At 42.4% G+C, this 15,653-nt stretch carries 18 protein-coding genes; 14 read left to right on the top strand and 4 right to left on the bottom strand.

All coding sequences use genetic code 11. The features are described from left to right. Positions 1-217: 217 nt before the first annotated feature. The gene (locus NWE92_07530) at positions 218-694 is read left to right on the top strand and encodes a hypothetical protein (GenBank protein MCW4029481.1); all 477 of its coding nucleotides are present in this window, start codon (positions 218-220) and stop codon (positions 692-694) included. On the opposite strand, the gene NWE92_07525 is transcribed toward NWE92_07530, so the two are convergent. Further along, positions 691-906 (bottom strand): hypothetical protein, encoded by a 216-nt coding sequence (locus tag NWE92_07525; protein ID MCW4029480.1) that lies wholly within the window; start codon positions 904-906, stop codon positions 691-693. The two genes, NWE92_07530 and NWE92_07525, sit on opposite strands and share 4 nt — an antisense overlap. Positions 907-1,100: 194 nt before the next feature. On the opposite strand from NWE92_07525, the gene NWE92_07520 reads away from it, so the two are divergent. Continuing rightward, positions 1,101-2,021 (top strand): tRNA-dihydrouridine synthase family protein, encoded by a 921-nt coding sequence (locus NWE92_07520; protein ID MCW4029479.1) that lies wholly within the window; start codon positions 1,101-1,103, stop codon positions 2,019-2,021. 76 nt (positions 2,022-2,097) lie between these two features. Then, the gene (locus tag NWE92_07515; protein MCW4029478.1) at positions 2,098-2,778 is read left to right on the top strand and encodes an MBL fold metallo-hydrolase; all 681 of its coding nucleotides are present in this window, start codon (positions 2,098-2,100) and stop codon (positions 2,776-2,778) included. On the opposite strand, the gene NWE92_07510 is transcribed toward NWE92_07515, so the two are convergent. Next, positions 2,765-3,007 carry a hypothetical protein gene (locus NWE92_07510; GenBank protein MCW4029477.1) on the bottom strand — a complete coding sequence of 81 codons (243 nt, stop codon included), beginning with the start codon at positions 3,005-3,007 and terminating at the stop codon, positions 2,765-2,767. The genes NWE92_07515 and NWE92_07510 overlap by 14 nt on opposite strands. Before the next feature lie 174 nt (positions 3,008-3,181). Between NWE92_07510 and NWE92_07505 the strand changes: the two genes are divergently transcribed. From NWE92_07505 to NWE92_07475, 7 genes are all read left to right on the top strand, one after another. Further along, positions 3,182-3,310, top strand: a complete 129-nt coding sequence (locus NWE92_07505; GenBank protein ID MCW4029476.1) for a hypothetical protein — start codon at positions 3,182-3,184, stop codon at positions 3,308-3,310. Positions 3,311-3,507: 197 nt separating this feature from the next. Then, on the top strand, positions 3,508-4,215 hold the full coding sequence (locus NWE92_07500) for a hypothetical protein (GenBank protein ID MCW4029475.1): 708 nt from the start codon (positions 3,508-3,510) through the stop codon (positions 4,213-4,215). A 203-nt stretch (positions 4,216-4,418) separates the two neighbouring features. Continuing rightward, entirely contained in the window at positions 4,419-7,526 is a 3,108-nt protein-coding gene (locus tag NWE92_07495) for a PAS domain S-box protein (GenBank protein ID MCW4029474.1), read from the top strand. A 757-nt stretch (positions 7,527-8,283) separates the two neighbouring features. Next, positions 8,284-8,928 carry a hypothetical protein gene (locus NWE92_07490; GenBank protein ID MCW4029473.1) on the top strand — a complete coding sequence of 215 codons (645 nt, stop codon included), beginning with the start codon at positions 8,284-8,286 and terminating at the stop codon, positions 8,926-8,928. 149 nt (positions 8,929-9,077) lie between these two features. Next, positions 9,078-9,635, top strand: a complete 558-nt coding sequence (locus NWE92_07485; GenBank protein MCW4029472.1) for a hypothetical protein — start codon at positions 9,078-9,080, stop codon at positions 9,633-9,635. A gap of 2 nt (positions 9,636-9,637) precedes the next feature. After that, on the top strand, positions 9,638-9,850 hold the full coding sequence (locus NWE92_07480) for a LuxR C-terminal-related transcriptional regulator (GenBank protein ID MCW4029471.1): 213 nt from the start codon (positions 9,638-9,640) through the stop codon (positions 9,848-9,850). Positions 9,851-9,979: 129 nt separating this feature from the next. Further along, positions 9,980-10,348 (top strand): methylglyoxal synthase, encoded by a 369-nt coding sequence (locus NWE92_07475; GenBank protein ID MCW4029470.1) that lies wholly within the window; start codon positions 9,980-9,982, stop codon positions 10,346-10,348. A gap of 45 nt (positions 10,349-10,393) precedes the next feature. Here the strand turns inward: NWE92_07475 and NWE92_07470 are convergent, their stop codons facing one another. Together NWE92_07470 and NWE92_07465 are read right to left on the bottom strand one after the other, a co-directional pair. Beyond that, complete coding sequence (locus NWE92_07470) at positions 10,394-10,555, bottom strand: hypothetical protein (GenBank protein ID MCW4029469.1); 162 nt, start codon at positions 10,553-10,555, stop codon at positions 10,394-10,396. A 442-nt stretch (positions 10,556-10,997) separates the two neighbouring features. Then, positions 10,998-11,369 (bottom strand): hypothetical protein, encoded by a 372-nt coding sequence (locus tag NWE92_07465; protein ID MCW4029468.1) that lies wholly within the window; start codon positions 11,367-11,369, stop codon positions 10,998-11,000. A gap of 404 nt (positions 11,370-11,773) precedes the next feature. Between NWE92_07465 and NWE92_07460 the strand changes: the two genes are divergently transcribed. The 4 genes from NWE92_07460 to NWE92_07445 all read left to right on the top strand — a co-directional run bounded on the left by NWE92_07460 (position 11,774) and on the right by NWE92_07445 (position 15,580). Then, a complete protein-coding gene (locus NWE92_07460) occupies positions 11,774-11,917 on the top strand; it encodes a ribbon-helix-helix domain-containing protein (GenBank protein ID MCW4029467.1) in 144 nt (47 codons plus the stop codon). A 454-nt stretch (positions 11,918-12,371) separates the two neighbouring features. Next, positions 12,372-12,977 (top strand): hypothetical protein, encoded by a 606-nt coding sequence (locus NWE92_07455; protein MCW4029466.1) that lies wholly within the window; start codon positions 12,372-12,374, stop codon positions 12,975-12,977. A 156-nt stretch (positions 12,978-13,133) separates the two neighbouring features. Next, a complete protein-coding gene (locus tag NWE92_07450) occupies positions 13,134-15,188 on the top strand; it encodes an alpha amylase C-terminal domain-containing protein (GenBank protein ID MCW4029465.1) in 2,055 nt (684 codons plus the stop codon). 83 nt (positions 15,189-15,271) lie between these two features. Continuing rightward, positions 15,272-15,580, top strand: coding sequence for a hypothetical protein (locus NWE92_07445; GenBank protein ID MCW4029464.1), 309 nt, complete (start codon positions 15,272-15,274; stop codon positions 15,578-15,580). Positions 15,581-15,653: the final 73 nt, after the last annotated feature.

The following is a 15,653-nucleotide window of genomic DNA, read 5'->3' as shown; positions in this document are numbered from 1 at the left end:
TTTGTTTCCTTCAGGGATAGTTTTTTCATCCAATTAAGCGTGTGTGAGAATAGTTTGTGACAACTACTGAGAAACAGCTTACTTGTATTACCAAATATAATAGAGCCGCCTCCGTATATCTGTTTCCGTAAACAAAAACTACTTTTTTTCACCATGTTTGTGGTGACTAAAAATACTTCAATAACCACCCCGATGATTAGATACAGAAGTGACAGGCTTGCGGGACAAACGATTCATAGCAGAACACCGCGGTGGACCCCTAAAAAAGCCGCAACACCAACAACTAATCAGATGGGCTTGCGACTGCGCCGAGCATGTGTTGCCTCTTTTCGGAGAAAAAGTAGACCCCCGAATAAAAACCGCGCAGCAGGTGGCTGAGCAATGGCGCCTAGGGCAAGCCTCGGTAGGGGATGCAAGAAACGCCGCCTACGGCATCATCGCCTTAGCCCATGAACTGAAGGATTCCACGGCGATTTTTGTGGCGCGCTCCTTTGGGCATGCCGTAGCCACTGCTCACATGGCTGACCACTCTTTAGGCGCGGCATGGTACGCTTTGAAGGCTACCAAAAGCGCCAACAAATCCGTCAAAGAAGAACGGCGTTGGCAAGATGAGCATTTGCCCCTGCAGATTAGGGAGTTAGTGCTCTCTGCAAGGTCAGCAGATAAATTTAAAAAAATTGAATTGGAGCGTTAAATTTTTTTGAGTTCGGCTATCAGTTCTTGTTTCATGTTTGGGTCGGCTGCAATTTCTTTTTTGGCTTTTTTCCAGTCTGCTGAGCAGCGTCCATAGCTTGATTTTTCGCCTATGTATTTGTGTATGACCGAGTCGATTTGTTCTTTGTTTGTTTCGTTGATTTCTATGCCTGCCTCTTTTGCTAGGCTGTTAAACCATTTCCAACAAGTCACTATAAGTCACCTACAAATCAGCATCTGACGCCCGCATATTTGTTTTTCCTAAAATGGCTGCTTAGCGATTGGTTGATGTTTTGAGCAGAATTTTTGAGGCTTCATCTAAATGTGAGTTGAACAAGATTGATTGACCCACTCGCCACCGCATCCAATCATAACGTTAAAACACACCACCAAACCATAACTTAGACATGAAAATAGGAAACGTAGACATCCCAGGCCAATTCGTTCTGGCGCCCATGGCAGCCGTTAACTGCACCGCGTTTCGGGTGCTCTGCAGAGAAAACAAAGCCAGCCTAGTCTACACTCAAATGATAGATGTCGACACAATAAAAAACAAAACCAAAACTGAAGTCAAAGAACTCCTCAACATCCAAGAGCCCGAAAGACCCGTAAGCGTCCAACTAATAGGCAACTACGAAGAATCCTTAATAAAATGTGTCAAGATGGTTGAAGACTTCGCCGACATCATAGATTTTAATGTGGGCTGTAGCGAAAAAGAAATCCTATCAAAAGGCTACGGCGCCGCGCTATTATCCAATCCCGCCGCTTTGGAGAATCTTGCAAGAAAAATGGTCAACGCCACTCAAAAACCCCTAACCGTAAAAATGCGTATCGGACTCGACGCCCAAAACATAAACGCCGTCAAAGTTGCCCAGCTTCTAGAAAACGCTGGCGTCGCCGCAGTGTGCATTCATGGTCGGACAGCGCAGCAAAAACTCGGCAAGAAAGTAAACTGGACAATCATGAAGCAAGTCAAGCAAAAACTCAAAGTTCCCGTTATGGCCAACGGCGATGTCACCAGTCACGCGGAGGGTCTTAGCCTTTTGGATCGGACGGGCTGTGATCTCGTTATGATTGGTAGGGCTGCGCGGGACGCTCCTTGGATTTTTGACCCAAAAAACGCCTCAATCGATAATGAGGGCATAAAAAGACAACTGCTACGTTTCATCGAGTTATATAATCAATATGAAAATCGGGTCTCCTCGCAAGAGGTCCGTGAACACGTGTTTTGGATGCTTAAGGATTTCAAAACTAAACAAAACACCCGGGCTATCCTAAATCTCAGATACATCAAGGAAATAGAGGCATTTGTTCGCCAACTAAAATAACTCCTTTGATTTACCGTGCGTTTAGTTCTCAAACAATCTTGAGCTATCATTAAACAGGTGTAGTTCTTATTACCTAATGTCTACAGATAGTCTGCGGGTAAACATGCAAGAAATCACAACCCTCAGCTATGCCGGCGTAAACTGCTATCTCATACAAAATCCGCGGGGATTTTTCCTAATCGACACAGGCTTCGCCAAAAACCGCGCCGAAATAGATGCTGCACTAAAAAAGGCTGGCTGCATGCCTGACCAGCTTAAGCTTATAGTTCTTACCCATGGCGACTTTGACCATGTCGGCAACGCCGCATACCTACGTGAGAGGTTTGGAGCAAAAATCGCACTGCACCCAGCAGACAAAGGCATGGTCGAAACCGGTGACCTCTTCTACAGCCGAAAAGCCAACTTTTTGATGAAGGCTATGGGCAAACTGATTCTGTTTTTCCTCAGCGGAAATCTCAAAAAAGAAGACCGCTTCACCCCCGACATAGACTTAGAAGACGGCTTTGACCTTTCAGCCTTTGGGTTGGACGCGAAAGTCCTCCATATCCCGGGGCACTCTTTAGGTTCCATCGGCGTGCTCGCAGGGTCAGGGGACTTTTTCTGCGGTGACCTGCTAGAAAACAAAAAGGTTCCAGCTAAAAACTCTTTGATGCCCGACAAAAAAGCCTTTCAAGCAAGCATCGAGAAGCTAAAAACACTAAAGATAGCGACCACTTATCCAGGTCACGGGAAACCCTTCGCGTTTAAGGACCTTTAAATTCGTCCTCGGCAAAACTTGCTTGCTTTTCTATCTCTAACTGGTAGTTATCAAGCTGTTTTTCAGAAATACCCATGGGGCTTGCATTAAACGATTTTCTGAATTCTTTGTCGCTTATTTTCACAATGGTTTCGGCTAATATGTTGATGCGTTTGCGGATTTCACGGAGCTCCATCGCTATGATTTTAAGGCAAGCTCTTTCTTCGTCGGCTAGGACATTTTTTGTCAAACGCGCCACCAAGCCAAGACGCCTCTTTATCAAGGGTTTTGATGTATTAAAATTAAGCGACTAAAAGCTGGTTGGTGGTATGTGCAGGATTTGAACTTGCAATCCTCTATGGGGAATTCTGAAAACCGCAAGTTTTTTATCTGTTTCAATAGGAATAGTCAATGAGGAGTTAATTTGCCAACCATTCAAGTCGACGAAGAAACCCTGCAAATATTAAACAAAATCATGAAAGAAAAGAATGTCAAAAGCCACAACCAAGTGATAAAATCATTAGTTATTGAACCAGGTTTTAACAGAAAATAATTTTGAATAATTAAAATGTTTTTTCGCTTTTGCGTCTCGCTCCTGAGTTATTGAATTAGTGTTGGTGCCCCGTGCAGGATTTGCCCTCCAGAAGGGTATTTTTACATCTTCATTTCCTTCTTTAGAGTTATTAGGGTATAGATTTGTTCTAATGCATCTAAGTAAACTATTTATCATTTTTCTGTTAAGTAAAATGTATGGGTAGGCTAGCCAAAATTCTGATACCTATCTTCCTGCTGCTATTGCTTGCCGTGTGTAGCTTAGTTTTGCTGTCGCCTAGACAACTAGGTCCGTTTTCAATACCTGATACTTCGCCCGATCCTTCCATACCAGAATTTCATGTTTCAGCTACAGACAACTCTTATTATGTGCCTGCCTTCGGTCATGTTGACTTAAACACCGGACAATTTGACAAGTATCCTGCCCATTTCGTTAGAAATGGAAGCATCGGCGTAAACATTGAGAACCAGCCATTCAAAGGGTATTATGACTATAACGGCTATAATATACAGCTGTACTATCATATTCGGGTGAGGGGCCATGGCACCGACGACTGGTATTATTACCCGGTTAACAACCCTGAATTGTATTTTGTAGCCGATAACTCGAGTTACACAAAAGTATTATTCACTTATCAGGGAAATGAGTTCAAATATTGCTACAATGAATCCTTCGCCTTTCCGTCTCTTAATGAGCTATTAGACTTTCAAGTTGAAGCATTCATCGGACATATAAACGCGACCAGCCAATCGCTAACCCAATACTTCGATACAATCAGGACAAACTCTTCTACCCCCCACAATCTGTCTTTTGCCTATGTAGGGCAAGCTAGTGGGTGGAGCAAAACACAAACCATCGCTATCCCTCCATCAACAGCGTACGTATTGCCTACCGCAGCGCCATAGAAGTGGCACAAGTCATCGATGTTGAGTTCTCGGTATCTCGACCAAACAATTTCATACCTGTTTAACTGGTTTTTCAAAGATTTGCCATTTGCTAATCGTTGGATGAGCATATCTGAAGTAAATGCTTATTGACGGCGGACATGGATTACTATTACACACAGTTTTAATATCCACATTGCTTGGTTATCAAAGGTAACGTTTGTATGGGTCAATCAATTCAGCTCTCGAATAATGCCCTGATTAACGTTTTGCATGTGGATGACGATGCAACGTTTTTAGAGGTTTCAAAACAAATACTGACTGACCTCAACAGCAACCTACGAATACAAACCGCCTGCAGCGTTGATGAAGCCCTAAAGCGTCTCTCAACCGAAAACTTTGACGTTGTAGTATCAGACTACGAGATGCCCACAAAAAACGGTTTAGACCTCCTAAAAACTTTAAGAGAGCAAAAAAACCAGATTCCATTCATATTATTAACCGGTAAGGGCAGAGAAGAAATCGCCATCCAAGCAATTAATTTAGGCGCCGACCGCTATGTTAACAAACAAGGCAACCCCGAAACCGTCTATGGCGAGTTAAATCACGGAATTCGTCTCTCACATTTGAGGAACATATCTCAGAAGGAAAACCAGAAAGAAGTGCAACTGCGTAAAATCCTTCTAGACAATATTCCCTGCATAGCTGTTGTTCTTGAAAAGCAAACACGGAAGATTGTTGCATTAAACAAGATTGCTCAAGATAACGGCGGAGCAATTGGGCAGCACTGCTATTCTGTCTTTGCAAAACGGGATTGTCCGTGTGACTTTTGTTTAGCTCCCGAACTTTGGAAATCCAATCAACCTCAAACAATTGAAGTCGAGTATAGCGGCAAATATTACCGTGGCGTATGGGTTCCATACAGTGAAACACTCTATGTTCACTATATCTTCGACATAACAGATGTAAAGAAAGCTGAAAACATACTCAAGGAGACCTTAGACAGTTATCAAAGTCTAATTAATGGTATGACTGAAACAGCGTGGGTTATAGATTTCGATGGACGCGTCTTGGAAGTAAACGATGCCGCAGTTAACCTTCTGGGGTATTCCAAAAAAGAATTGCAAGAAATTGGACTGACAGGTATTGATAAACATTTAACTCAAAAACAGATTGAAGAGCTAATTAACAATCTAACCAAAAAGAAAAAGAAAGCACAAATTTTTGAAACCGTCCATACAACAAAATCTGGCGTAGAAATTCCAGTAGAAATCAGCTCATCTGTTACAAGTTACTTCGGGAAAAATGCAATTTTAAGCATTGCTCGAAACATATCTGAACGCAACAAAAACGAGATAGAGATGCACTGCAAAGAACAACGGTGGATAACTACTCTCAAAAGCATTGGCGACGCTGTTATTACAACCGATGAAAAAGGCAACATTGACTTCATGAATAAAGTCGCTGAAACTCTCACTGGCTGGCCAATAGAGAAAGCCTACGGCAAGCCTTTGGCGCAAGTTTTTAGAATAGTTAACGAGAAAACTCGTTTACCTCTTGAAGACCCCGTGTCTAAAGTGATAAAAAAAGGCTGCATTGTTGGTTTAGCTAACCACACTCTGCTTGTGAAGAAGAATAACGCCGAGATTCCCATCGATGATAGTGGTGCACCAATTTTCAAAGAGGACGGTGCAATTATGGGTGTTGTACTTATTTTCCGTGACATTACCGCGCGGCGTGCTTTAGAGCGGGAAGTTGCCCTTAGCCACCAGAAGTACCAATCGCTTTTCTCAGAAATGTCTGAAGGCGTATGTCTCCATGAAATTGTAAATGACGCCCAAGGTCAAACAGTTGATTACAAAATCATAGACGTTAACCACTCATATGAACGGATCACTGGATTGGCTCGTAAAAATGTAGTAGGTAAATTAGCCTCCGCAGTCTACGGCACTAACCCTGCGCCATACCTTGATATTTACGCTAAGGTCGCAAAATCAGGCAAAAGCAATCAGTTTGAAACTTATTTTGGACCAATGAAAAAACACTTTTTAATCTCGGTTTTCTCGCCATCAAAAAATCAGTTTGCCACAGTGTTTATCGATATAACTGAAAGCAAAAAAGAACAGCAAGAACTTGAAATTATCGCCAACGAACGTAAAATACTCTTGGAGGGCGCTAGTTCTTTGCTAAAGCAGCAATCTTTCAAAAAAGCTGCACGGAACCTATTTGATACCTGCAAAAAATTAACAGGTGCCACAGCGGGTTATGTGGCTTTATTATCTGAAGATGGCTCTGAAAATAAAGTGCTATTCCTTGACTCAGGCGGACTGAGGTGCACTGTTGACAAGAAATTGCCGATGCCTATTCGTGGATTAAGAGAAACAGCATACCGCACAGGAAAAGCTGTTTATGAAAATAAATTTATGAAAAGCGAATGGGTAAAGCTCATGCCAGCTGGTCATGTTACTCTTTCAAACGCAATGTTTTCGCCCATAATAGTAAAAGATAAAGTTGTAGGGTTGATTGGGTTAGCGAATAAGCCGTCTGATTTCACTGAAAGAGATGCATTGATGGCTACTTCTTTTGGGAATTATGCAGCTATTGCTTTAAACAACAGTTGGAGCCTAAAAGCACTTCGCGAACGTGAACAGCAAGTCGAGAAAACTTTAAAGCAACTTAACTCTACCAACCTTAAACTAAGAAATCTTAATGAAAAAATGCAGGTTATCGAGAGCTTAACCCGTCATGATGTGAAAAACAAACTTTTTGTAGCAAAAAACAACGCGTACTTGCTCAAAAAACGAATAAATAACCCTGAGTTAAAAAAATACGTTGACGGCATAGACTTAGCCATTGATCAGTCGGACCAGTTGTTTGAGTTTAGTCGTTTATATGAAAAAATCGGCGCGGAAGACCTATCAGAAATCGATGTTGCTAAGAGCTTCAACCAAGCAGTCATGTTGCACAACAATTTGTCACTGCAAATAATCAACCACTGCCAAGGATTAACGGTAACCGCGGATTCTATGCTAAGTCAACTATTCTACAACTTAATTGATAACTCGCTTAAACACGGGAAGACGGTTACTCAAATAAAACTCTACAGTTACGACGCCGATAACGCTCTAAAACTGATCTACGAAGACAACGGTGCAGGTATCGCTCAAGAGAATAAAGAAAAGATTTTCTTAGGTTTCACTACGGGCGGTACTGGTTTAGGGTTAAAGTTGGTTAAGAAGATGATTGAAGCCTATGGCTGGTCTATCCAAGAAACAGGTGTATTTGGCGAAGGTGCAAAAATAGAAATTACAATCCCAAAAGTCACGGACTAAAATTAGCAAAAGCCTTACAGAGAGGTTAACTACTAGCGATATGCACCCTTTGGCATTAATATCTAAAATTTTGCCTTTGAAAGTGCAAAATCTGCTGCTTGTGACTATGCAATTCAATCCAACCTTGCCACATAGCATGCGGCTTAGGGATATACTCCGCAAGGCAGCGGAGGCGTAAAAATGCTTATCGGGATGAGTGCTACGGGCAGGATGCCCGCCGCCAGAAGCATTTTCGTACTGCCTCCTCCCCCTCTTTTTCTACCCAAACGGTTTCTTCACTTTCAAATTCTCTCTCAAAACAACTATTCTACTGCATGGACTGCCTCTTTTGGTGTGGGCGCTGCGTCGAGCCAATTCTAAAAGGAACCAGAGCAGTCATTAATCGTGTCGCTTCTTCTGAAGCATGCGGGCGGTTCTTGAAAGCGAAGAGAGACTGATTTTTTTGAAAACCCCGCCTGGAGATAGAAGTCAAAATATTTCGCGTTTAAAGTCAAAAGTCAAATTTGACTTCAATACCGTCCGCTCCCGCGTCATCCCCATACTCAAAGGTATTGAAGTAAAGATGTACCCTGCCAAGATAGGGCGAATACGTGGCTGGAAGCGGCAACATGTTGCTTATTATGTTAAGAAACTGGAAAAAGCAGGCTTAATCCGTAGATTAAAGCGCAGTAACATCATCGATTATGAGTTGACGGAGCGAGGTCAAAATTTTCTCATATCCTGTGAGGGAGTCCTCTTCAGTAGTGGTGTTTTTCGGTTGCATCGGTGTTTTTTCAAGTATCCGGTGCTGCGTGAGGGCGTTTATCCTTCGGGCGATTTTAAGCGGATTGAGATGCAGAATTGGACGGCTCTTTTGGGGTTGGAGCAGGGTGTTAAGGTTAGGCATACGACGACGTCTTGGATTGTGCATGTGGAAACGCTATATGGTCGCAGCCCGGGGGAACTGGTGACGTTGGCTAAGAATTTGGCTGACCGAGTCGCTCAGGGATTAATGAGTAAGTATGGTTGCGTTTTGGGGCAGGGAACAATTAACAATCGTCATGAGTTAGGCATCGACGACCCAGTAGCCAATTTGCTTAACCGCTATTTTGAGGTAAGTACACCGAAGCGGTTGATTGATGATAGCCCAGGCGAAGACGAGGGCGAGCTGGATCATCTTGGTCGTGATGCTGCTGTTGAGTATTTGCTGATGCCTGAACGGGTCAAGAAACTTGAAGGTCAAGTGGAAACCGCGCTTGGTGATTTGGAGCGGATTTCTGGCAGTCTTGCAAAGCTGGAGAAGATGGGTTGCGACTTGGCTAAGGTCGCGGATGCTTTGGGAAGGCTCGTAGGAAACTTGGAAGGCAGTCCCCAAGAGGCGCCCAAGACCGGTGGAGAGGGAGGAAAAAGCTATGTTTCTTAGCGGTAGTTTCAGGTTTTTGGCTGTTAAAACCTGTTCAAAAGCCTTTTTAGCACTATGCCGAGGGCATGGGAAAAGTCCATGCTTTTCAGAAGTCACTTTTCTACAGTTAATCGGTGTAGATGCCAGAGTGCTAAAAGTCCCGTGCCTGCATGGAGCGAAAACCTTGGAGTGTGCATTTTGACATGGAAACAAGCGAGGAACCCATTCAAAACAAGGCATTTTCAGCCCAAAAAGCAGCAAAAAAGAAGCGTAGCCAAGCTGACAAGGTTGGAAAACTCAAGTACCTGCTCGCCAAGGACAAGAAACTCGACCGCGATGTAGCCGAAATAAAACTAATGCTCCGTGTTATCTTTGCTGGCCTGAAGGATTCTTTGTATTTTGAGAAGTCGCTTATTGAAGCGGCAGCCTGTGAAGACGAGGTTGACAGGGCTATTCTGCAACTGTTGTTTGAAGCAGGCGCTTCTGGGATGCTGCCTAAAGACATAGCCGCCAAATTGGTTGAGTTCAAGGTTGCTCGCCATCAGGTGACCCGTCGGATTGTACGTATGAATAAGCGGCTGGCTAAAGAATTGGATTCAGCGGTTGTTGAGCGGCGCGGCTGGTGTTGGGCTATGACAAGCTTTGGCGTAGACGCCTACAAAGCATCAGAGAAGGACTTGCTATCCGAAGGCGTGACTTTACATGGCACTTCTGAAGAGGAGACATAGCTATGGCGTTGACTGAGCGGGAGAAGGCAATTTTACGTTTGAATGTTGATGGGTTGTCTGATTATAGGATTGCTCGCAAACTAAAGGTGGAAACGCCCAACGTGACCCGCTCTAGAAAGAATGCTCTAAAGAAACTGGAACGTGCGAAAGCGGATTTAGACTTTGTTGATAAACTCAAATCCAAGCGGCCCGCCTTTCTTGCTTCAGATACATGACCCGTTTTTCTTACGGAAGTTTGATCCATAAATATCGTTCTTCTATAAGAGATACTGGTTAATGTTCGAGCATGCTTTTATAGGGGGCACGAATACTTCGTACTCTATTACTTTTAGGAGTGAGTAACAATGAAGAGTATTGCTCTTGTAGCGCATGATAACAAGAAAAAAGATATTGTTGAATGGTGTGACTTCAACAAAGGAACGCTTTCCAAATACTGTCTGTATGCAACAGGAACAACCGGAAAAAGAATTATCGAAAAAACCCTGTTGGATGTAAATTTGCTAAATAGTGGTCCTTATGGCGGTGATATGGAGCTTGGAAGTATGATCGCCAATAGAAAACTTGATTGTTTAATATTTTTTTGGGATCCTCTTGAGTCTCAGCCTCATGATGTTGATGTTAAAGCTGTTCTTAGAATAGCGGTGCTATACAATACCCCAACAGCCTGTAACAGAGCAACTGCCGACATGCTGATTTCCAGCATCATGTTTTAGGCTGTAAAGCGGTATATTTCTTGGACCAATTAGTCCTATCTTGTTTTAGATGAGATTTGAATCATTAAATAGTTGCCTCGTTAAAAAAGCAACTTTTTCATCGGTTACTAAGAGCCCTGTTTTCTCAGCGACTATTTCTAAACAATCCGAAACGATAGTTTGAGCGGCTTTCCCAATTTCTTCTAAAGCTACATTTTCCTCCGTCATGACACCTTTACAATCATTTACTGCAAGCGGATTTAAGCTCAGAAAAATCTTGTTTGTGCTATAATCAAAGTCCGCGATAATGAACGGTTCTAGAATGCATATTGATGGTTTAATAGAGTTAATCTTGCAAGTATTTTCTTTGGTGAAGAAGAAGCAGCTTCCGTCTTTTTTCTGCGAATGTTTCGGTTCTTTGGGTTGGATGGGTCTTGCATGAAATTTTTGTAACCTGCAGTTTGTATTCTTTTTTGTTCTTTGAAGTTAATATCTGGCGGTTGATTTCTGCAGCATATTCCGCATTTCCTACAGTGAAAGTCTGTGGAATTTGGAAAGATGACATTGTCGTATTGCATATTAACCATAATCCATTTACAGCTATGGAAAAAGGGAAGTTAAGCTTTTCATTTCACTGCAATGATTAATCGGAAGAGTCTGGTGTCTTTTGTCAGTACCACCAATGCTTTTTCGGTTTTACAACGAGGACTTCAACATTTTGGGTTAAATCGCAAGTTTGATTAAAACCGTATCTTTCGACTTTAGCTTCATAAGACCCTTGGGGGAGCTCGGCGGTTATGGCACCATTATTATCGGTGTTCATCGAGACAACTAATCTTTTAAATAGAGCCCCATTTTTTAGATTCTCAACCCACTGCTCGGGTGTTATTGGCTCTTTTTCTATCTTGAAAACATTAACCTTTACATCAGGGATTGGTTTCTTTTGACAGTCAACTACTCGTACAATAAGCTTGTTAGTCTGTCCTGTAAGTGCCTCCAAAATAATCAAAACTTCCAGATGTTTAAGGAGCATTGTCCCCAACCGTAACTGCTTCCTTTGTATATGCAGATTCCACAATTAGGAGAATCAAAATATCTGCGATGATTCACAAAATTCCACTCAATAAACAGCATAGCAGACAAGCATTTCTATGTTGCCTTTTTTCAATTTATCACTCTTCAATATAGTCAAACGCCCTTCTTCGTAATCGAAAAACTGCACGAGTGACAAAGTGTTAAATTGTCATGGTTTTGTAGAGTAGTTGTGGATTCCACGATAAACGAATACTATTGGGTGTGGAGTATTTTTTAATCTTTAACACTTGTTGGCATATGTATATAAGCTACTGTGCACATAACAGTATATGCACATAAGTGAACTCAAATAGATCAGAAAAATAAGGGCTACGGGCTCACAGTGCACAAAAAACAAGCCGAAGATGAACTATGGGTCGAATAAGCGTAGACTTACCTGACGAACTCGAAAAGCAACTCAGAATAAAGACAGTCCAAAAATTTGGCGGAAAAAAAGGCGACCTATCCCGTGCCGTCGAAGATGCAATAAAAACATGGCTCGTCAAAAAAGAATAAGCGCCAACAATTCACACTAACTGCATTTTAGTGCCCTTTCTAACGAAGAAAGGTATTAGGGGAAGCCGACTAGCCTCAACGCATGGCAAGATTGCGTAAGGAACAAGTAGTCGCGGTCCCCCCGGTTTATAACATGTGTAGTATGTAATTAACACCCGAGCTGAAAGACATGACTGATAAAAAATTAGAGCTTGTATTCATAGACCCAGACGGCAAATTCTATCCCTAGATGAGGTTAACAGCGAAGAGTTAGCAAAAGGAGTCAAAAGCATCTCAGTAGAAATTGCAACACGACTAAGGCTCCAAAAAGAACAAAGGTAGATCCATTTCATTTATGTGAAAAAGAATCGAAAACTTCAAACAAATAATCAATAGCCAAAAACAAACACGTTTCAACCTGACGCTCAATGATTCAATATCAGGAAAGAGTTTTCTTGAAAACACAAAGTATGCATTGGCTGTTGTTCGAAAAACGCCCTACATTGACAATACCGCTCTAAAAGAGAAATATATAGAAAATCGCGAGTCGTATCACCAGAAAATGAACCGCGCGTTTCTCAGTAGAACAGGCAATATGTCGGTCGAGGCTTTCGACGACCTGTTCAGTGCAGTGGAATCAAATGATACTTCAACGCTTTGGGAAAGAAAAGCCAGCCTCGCTAAGAGCATCAACGATAACAAAATAGATGTTATGGGTGCTCTCATAGGCGCAATTTCATCCTACTTAGGCGCTATTGGAATTTTGTTCCCTATTATACTTGCAGTCTATACGAGTGGAGCGGAAGCGTTCTCTGATTTTCTTATCTTAGGCTTCTTGGGGATACTATTGTTTGGATTATACGAGGGTTACTTTAGCCAATGTAGACTTAAAAGATTGGTTAAGGAACACAAAGAGTACACCTGTGAATTTGATGAAGTTACCACCTTGCTTGAAAGAAAGAAAGACTTACGAATCAGAAAAAACTCCTTGCCGACGGATATTGCCCAAAATAAGTGCGATAGCTCGAAAATACACGTTACGTGTAACCAAGCTGTTGAAATGTTAATAAGAAAAGACTAATGGAAAGCTCTTAAACGATGAAAAATATGGTGTCTCGGGCTAAAACCACCCTAAATGGGCGCATTGATATAAAGAGACTTTCTGGTTAGGTCTTAGGTATAGTGTGGAGTATTCTTAACTTGTTTAAAAAAGGGCCGTAAAGCAGAAAGAGGTGTCTTGATTAGCGAAACTGAAACCCGCCTTCGCCGACTGCTGACAATAGACTCATACCTCGCGCCGTTTTTGAATCAAATTAAGCACCGATTGGAGAATATAGATCAAACCGAGCACCGCCTCACTCAGAGTAAAATTAGCCTTACAGGGTTTGCCTCCGGGCACGAATACTTTGGTTTGCATCTCCAAAATGACGAATGGGTTTTTCGTGAATGGGCGCAAAACGCTACAGCCATTTATTTGATCGGAGATTTAAGTAACTGGCAAGAGCGCGAAGAATTTAAGCTTAAAAAAATCACTGACTACGGAGTTTGGGAAATTCACCTAACTACTGATAAACTGGCGCATGGTGACCTTTATCGACTCCGTGTTTATTGGCCAGGAGGTGAAGGCGATCGTATTCCAGCTTACACTCGACGGGTGGTACAGGATCAAAAAACCCTGATCTTTAACGCTCAAGTATGGATGCCCCCCGAACCTTATCATTGGAAAACCAGTTTCAAACGACCCAAAGAAGCTCCCTTAATCTATGAAGCCCATGTTGGCATGGCCCAAGAAGAAGAAAAAATCGGTTCATTCCAAGAATTTACGCGCAATATCCTTCCACGAGTCACCAAAGGTGGGTACAATACTCTACAGTTGATGGCGATTCAAGAGCATCCATACTATGGCTCATTTGGATATCAAGTGTCGAGTTTTTTTGCGCCTTCATCGCGGTACGGAACCCCCGAGGACCTAAAACTTTTAATCGACACAGCCCACGCTCAAGGCCTCACCGTTCTGATGGATCTAATTCATTCCCATTCCGTGTCCAACGAGGTGGAAGGACTAGGCCGTTTCGACGGGACGTTCTTTCAGTATTTTCATGAAGGATCACGTGGAAAACACAGTGCATGGGATACACGGCTCTTTGATTACCACAAGCCGCAGGTTTTGCATTTTTTGTTGTCCAATTGCCGCTACTGGCTTGACGAATTCCACTTTGACGGCTTTAGATTCGACGGTGTCACCAGCATGCTTTATTTAGACCACGGTCTAAAGAGGGAGTTTACTTCATACAACGACTATTTCGATGGTTTTGTGGACGAAGATTCCTTGACCTATTTGGCTCTAGCCAATCGGGTAATTCATGATATTCGACCAGATGCTGTCACTATAGCCGAAGATGTCAGCGGTATGCCGGGCCTAGCGGTTTCACAGTCAGATGGCGGGTTCGGTTTTGACTATCGTTTTGCAATGGGGGTGCCTGATTACTGGATTCGTCTAGTAAAAGATTACAAGACGGAAGACTGGCCTATTGGTCATCTTTGGTTTGAACTTAACAACCACCGAAGGGGCGAGAAAACAATTAGTTACGTTGAATCCCACGACCAAGCGTTAGTGGGCGATCAAACTCTTATTTTTCGACTAATCGGTGAAGACATGTATAATCATATGTGGGTCGATGATGACAACTTTAAGGTTGCCCAAGGGGTAGCGCTGCATAAGATGATCCGTTTAATAACATTAGCTACCGCTGGTCAGGGTTATCTGAGCTTTATGGGCAATGAATTCGGTCACCCCGACTGGATAGATTTTCCCCGCGCTGGAAATAACTGGTCTTTTAAGCATGCTTATCGCCAATGGCATCTAGAAGACGATGTTCACCTGAAGTACCATTTTCTAACCCAATTTGACCAAGACATGATTGCAGTAGCTAAGACAAAACACCTGCTTGAAACAAGTACCCCTCAACTCCTTCATGAAGACTCCCAGAAAAAAATACTAATCTTCAAAAGAGCCAATCTGATTTTTGTCTTCAATTTCAATCCTTCGCAATCCTTCAGTGACTACCGATTTGAAGCGTCCCCTGGAAAATATCACATGATACTTGACAGTGATGCACCAAAGTACGGCGGATACGGTCGGTTATTACCAACACAGACACACTTTACTGCTTCCGACAATAACCAAAAAAATATGCTTAGCCTTTATTTGCCCGCTCTTTCGGCTTTTGTCTTATGCCCTGAAGCGCCCGAACTGAAAAAATATCCCCCGTTTAGTGTTCTTTTTAATTAAAACGCAATATTTGGTGGCAATATGGGTTCAAGGGCGTCGAAACTTAAAATATAGGTTAGCCCTAATAAGGAGTTGGAGATTTTATGGTTAGTTTCTCAATAACGTTATCTGCAAAGTGGGGCGAATTTTTGAAGGGTCTATCCGAAGAACACGACATTGATATGGGCAAAGTTATCAATGGATTATGTGATTGGGCTTTTTCCAATGCCGATTATAAGGGACAGTTTGAAGTTTGGTTGGATACTTTTTATCCACAAAAAGGTCAAGCCGAAGATATAGCAAAAGCCAAAGGAGAAGCTGAAAGCGTGCGTGAACAAGAAAGGCAAGATTCGGCTGAGGAAGAAGTTCATGAGGACCGAGACTACAGTGAAGATAGAGAACTAAAAAGTTAGTGCACCCTTCATTTATTGTGGGAGTTGTAAGCAGGTTTTTAATTATTCTGTAGACGAAAAAACCATTCGCCAA

This window comes from Candidatus Bathyarchaeota archaeon (assembly GCA_026014745.1).
GTDB lineage: Archaea > Thermoproteota > Bathyarchaeia > Bathyarchaeales > Bathycorpusculaceae > Bathycorpusculum.
Note: the sequence above shows the minus strand (reverse complement) of the source record. Positions and strands in the feature narration are given on the sequence as shown.